Source organism: Neoalteromonas flava (genome assembly GCF_002807685.1).
Lineage (GTDB): Bacteria > Pseudomonadota > Gammaproteobacteria > Enterobacterales > Alteromonadaceae > Alteromonas_E > Alteromonas_E flava.
Genome location: NZ_PEAX01000010.1, coordinates 1 through 3,751 on the forward strand (window position 1 = coordinate 1; position 3,751 = coordinate 3,751).

Consider the following 3,751-nt stretch of genomic DNA (forward strand, 5'->3'; position numbering starts at 1 on the left):
AGACAAGTTGCAGTCGTTGTGACTTATTGGTGTTAAAAAGCAAGATCACAGAAAGCAGACATTCAAGGCTCGTATCGTCCCTCCCAAAAGGAGACAGTCACTTTTTATAGAAAACTAATACATTTTGGCCCGCTTCGTCATACTCATAACGCGTCGCCTGATCGAGCGCAACAGTCAGCGTTATAAGGCTAATTATCAACCTAAAAAATCATGTCCCTTTTGATGCTTTTCTAAAAGGTTTAGATAAACGTAGGCGAGCTCCGTAGCATCTTTCATCATTAAATTAGCTAGATCTTCAAACTTTTTCTCATTCCTTGAGATGTGCCTAGCATTCAACGCCATCGGCAGTTCATATGGCTTAAACACATATCCATTTGGACCTTTTTGAAGTGAAGTTACATCAACAATCTGATTAGATTCAGAAAATTCTCTAGGTGTTGCCCCTAAGTTAATCTCATTTAGAGTTAGCGAGGAAAGTGAAGTTTTAATATTTCTTGAAATTAAATCACTGTCAGCCCAAGCACATTCGAGCCAACAATCCCTTTTGCTTCCATCTATACAAAATATAATAAATTTTCTAATTTTCCCTTTACAACAATAAACCAAACTGCCGCTTGGCTCGAAACCTTTACTACTAACTAAAACATAATTAGGTAACCCGGTTTTCGCTAGAGTTTTGATTTTGGATTTCAAGTAATTACATGCGTTCATTAATTTCTCAGAAATTTTTGTTCACCCTGTAACTGTCCTCAATTAATGATCAACGGACATGGGTTAGGGTAGAATTGTTAGGTCAAATCTGTATTAACTGCAGCATTATGACAAATGGCTGTCAGAGAAAACCTCTACTCAATTGATAAAACGGCTGTTTTTGAAATTCGACCCCAACTAATGAAAACTTTACTTTAATTTCGTCATGCAACTTTTTTGTTATGTATAGTGTTCCATTGATGATTAGTGCATCCAGCTCATGATTAATGAGTATTTCTTTAGGTAATATTTCCGTAAAGAATTTTCCATTAAAGTAGTCTTCCCAATGAAAACCACACACCTCACATTTTTTTATATGCTCTTCGCCAAAAAACTCTGCCGCCCCGTCTACTAGGATCGGCTGTACAGGCTCTATAAATCGTTTATCTCGAACTTCATACATCTCCTTCTTGCCGCTATTTATCACGGGAGTAAAATCAAACCAATCGTATCCTTTTAGTATTGAAGCCAGACGAGAGGATACAACACAGACATTAGCAACGCTCAATACTAAGCCTGGGCCCCACCTACTTGTTGCTAGTATGTCGCAATTTGGAAGCTGCGCTTTGTAACTGAGATATCTACCATTACGCACTCCCTTAGTTTTGCCGCATGTTTTACAGACTCCTTCCGTGTAATATCTATCAGCAGTTTCTAACAAATGAGCGCCTTCTATCGGAACGCATTTAATTAAAGGCTTATGAAAATGATCTTTAACTCTCAAGTCTTCGAGATCTTGTTCATACTCAAAATATGGAGAAAAATCACCTTTCAGAGCCATCAATTTTTCTGACATATAAAACTCACATTCTTCCAATGAATCAGCTGTCACCCTTAAGTTTTCGTCCCCTGCAATCGTCATCGTAACTTTTCCATTTGCGCTGTGGACCTTGCAAGTGTAGTAGTTGAAATCATTAATCATTGCTACCCTCCTATATTCTTTAGATTTTTAATTACAAGGTATCCATATTGCTTGCTACGCCCGATTTGTGATTGGTGAGTTAATCGTTCTGGTTGTATTAGTGCTAAGAATATTATTTGAGCCGACAACTGTAACGGTCTAATTATCCAAGACATCCTGATTATAGTAGCGTGCCCGCAGGTAATAGTTATCTAATTCTGCATCAAATTGCTCACCGGTATACAGATAATCATTATCGGTTGTGCCGGTTTGCCCCAGTAATTCGCCAAAAGCCTCATACGCATACTCATCTGAGATTAGCGTCTGGTTATCTGAAGGCAATCTGGTGGTGCCTAAGCTGTCTTAGTGGAAGTAGTTTACAGCACCGCCCTTGTTTTGACTGATTAGGTCATTGCAGTAGAGGTATTCTTTTACGATGCTGTCACTGGCATCTTGCTCAGCGATGATTTGCTGATAGGCTTGATTACTATCCACAATAAAGTCGAGTTCTATATCCTAGGAACTTATATATCCACAAAGATAGTTATTAGCAGCCAATAGAACGTCTGCTTTTAATGGTATCTCTAATATTGAAATCACAAGTATATTAAACTTTGCTTAGAGTACGTGTGATTGTTGGTTACTAGCTGCTCCGTGAATCGAGATACGGAGAACCATTATGGTTATCAACGAAAAAACTAATGCCCAACGGACACCATGGAATAAAGGAAAGTTGATTGGACAAAAGCTACCACTAAAAGCATCGCAGGTTTGGTCGATAAGGACGCTTTTATCTAAATCTGGAAATAAGAGAGATTTAGCGCTTTTTAATCTTGCTATAGATAGCAAATTACGAGGGTGTGACTTGGTTAGTTTAAAACGCCGAGATGTTGCTCATAGCAATCGCGTGCTGAGCCGAACTACCATCATGCAGCAAAAGACACAAAGTCCAGTGACGTTTGAAATAACGGAAAAAACCAGAAACGCGTTAGACGAATGGTTTATTGAATCGGATGTAAAACTTGATGACTTTATTTTTAAATCTCGTCTTCATGATTCACCGCATATAACAACACGCACCTACGCAAGGATTGTTGAGGGCTGGGTCGAATCAATAGGTTTAGACCCTTCCGATTATGGAACGCATTCTTTGCGCAGAACTAAAGCATCTTTGCTTTATAAAATGAGACATAATTTGCGTGAAATACAAATTCTACTTGGCCACAAGAAAATAGAGAGTACCGTTCATTACTTAGGAATAACGGTAGAAGATGCTCTAGAAAGCTCTGAGCATCTTGATTTGTAATCGAAAACTTAACTGATTCAAGGAAGTAATCCAATCGCACAAACTAATTACTTTACCGGGGTACGGCATTGCCGTACTATGGTGTTATGATATTTATCGAAACTAGCCTTTTCACCAAACTGCTACCTAGTTACTTAGGCGATGATGATTATCGAGGCCTACAAAATTATCTTTTACAACATCCAGAATCTGGTGACGTTGTGAGAGGCTCTGGAGGTGTTAGAAAAGTGCGGTGGGCAGCCGACGGACAAGGGAAAAGTGGCGGTGTTAGGGTTATTTATTATTGGAAAAAATCTGGTGGTGAAATGTGGATGCTGACCATATACGGTAAATCGGACAAAGCAACCATACCTGGTCATCAACTTAAGAAGATCGCGGAGGCAATTAATAATGACAAATCGTGATTTAGGAGCCGAAATTCTAGCGGGAATTGAAGAGATCCAGAGCTTTAAGAAAGGAAAAGTAGAGCTAAAAACAACGCAACTTTCTGAGCCATCATCGCCTGATGTTATTAGGGCAAAACTTAGAATGTCTCAGGCTGCATTCGCAGCTATGCTCGGAGTCAGTAAGCGAACATTGCAAGACTGGGAGCAAGGCCGTCGTGAACCAAATGGCCCTGCTATTGCATTATTGAGGATCGCTGAACAACACCCAGAAGTATTCTCCGACTTATACTAAACTAGCATCCATAAACCAGTGTCTGCTTTCGGGTGCACTCATTCCGGTTCATAAGCGTCCGCTTTGCGCTATCTGCTTTTCTTCAAAGAGTTTTATCTTTGTCGGCTTTACGTACA

7 protein-coding genes are annotated in these 3,751 nt (G+C 39.5%); 3 read left to right on the plus strand and 4 right to left on the minus strand.

Annotated features, from left to right (window positions below):
• Positions 1 to 195 precede the first annotated feature (195 nt).
• From CSH92_RS16625 to CSH92_RS17350, 4 genes are all read right to left on the minus strand, one after another.
• Positions 196 to 693, minus strand: coding sequence for a hypothetical protein (locus tag CSH92_RS16625; protein ID WP_124916991.1), 498 nt, complete (start codon positions 691 to 693; stop codon positions 196 to 198).
• 139 nt (positions 694 to 832) lie between these two features.
• Positions 833 to 1,672 (minus strand): hypothetical protein, encoded by an 840-nt coding sequence (locus CSH92_RS16630; protein ID WP_100658777.1) that lies wholly within the window; start codon positions 1,670 to 1,672, stop codon positions 833 to 835.
• 138 nt (positions 1,673 to 1,810) lie between these two features.
• Positions 1,811 to 1,993, minus strand: coding sequence for an RHS repeat-associated core domain-containing protein (locus CSH92_RS16635; RefSeq protein WP_100658778.1), 183 nt, complete (start codon positions 1,991 to 1,993; stop codon positions 1,811 to 1,813).
• Between the two features lie 21 nt (positions 1,994 to 2,014).
• Positions 2,015 to 2,146: a hypothetical protein gene (locus CSH92_RS17350; protein ID WP_276307878.1), complete on the minus strand. Its 132-nt coding sequence runs from the start codon at positions 2,144 to 2,146 to the stop codon at positions 2,015 to 2,017.
• 184 nt (positions 2,147 to 2,330) lie between these two features.
• Between CSH92_RS17350 and CSH92_RS16640 the strand changes: the two genes are divergently transcribed.
• From CSH92_RS16640 to CSH92_RS16650, 3 genes are all read left to right on the plus strand, one after another.
• Positions 2,331 to 2,957: a tyrosine-type recombinase/integrase gene (locus CSH92_RS16640; protein WP_100658779.1), complete on the plus strand. Its 627-nt coding sequence runs from the start codon at positions 2,331 to 2,333 to the stop codon at positions 2,955 to 2,957.
• Between the two features lie 68 nt (positions 2,958 to 3,025).
• Positions 3,026 to 3,361: a type II toxin-antitoxin system RelE/ParE family toxin gene (locus tag CSH92_RS16645; RefSeq protein WP_240612854.1), complete on the plus strand. Its 336-nt coding sequence runs from the start codon at positions 3,026 to 3,028 to the stop codon at positions 3,359 to 3,361.
• Positions 3,348 to 3,635 (plus strand): helix-turn-helix domain-containing protein, encoded by a 288-nt coding sequence (locus CSH92_RS16650; RefSeq protein WP_100658781.1) that lies wholly within the window; start codon positions 3,348 to 3,350, stop codon positions 3,633 to 3,635. Before CSH92_RS16645 ends, CSH92_RS16650 begins: the two co-directional genes overlap by 14 nt.
• The last annotated feature ends 116 nt before the right edge of the window (positions 3,636 to 3,751 follow it).

Bases quoted from the DNA above. Each gene is read 5' to 3' on its own strand.
- CSH92_RS16650 (WP_100658781.1), top strand. From the start codon at position 3,348: ATGACAAATCGTGATTTAGGAGCCGAAATTCTAGCGGGAATTGAAGAG.
- CSH92_RS16630 (WP_100658777.1), bottom strand. From the start codon at position 1,672: ATGATTAATGATTTCAACTACTACACTTGCAAGGTCCACAGCGCAAAT.
- CSH92_RS16640 (WP_100658779.1), top strand. From the start codon at position 2,331: ATGGTTATCAACGAAAAAACTAATGCCCAACGGACACCATGGAATAAA.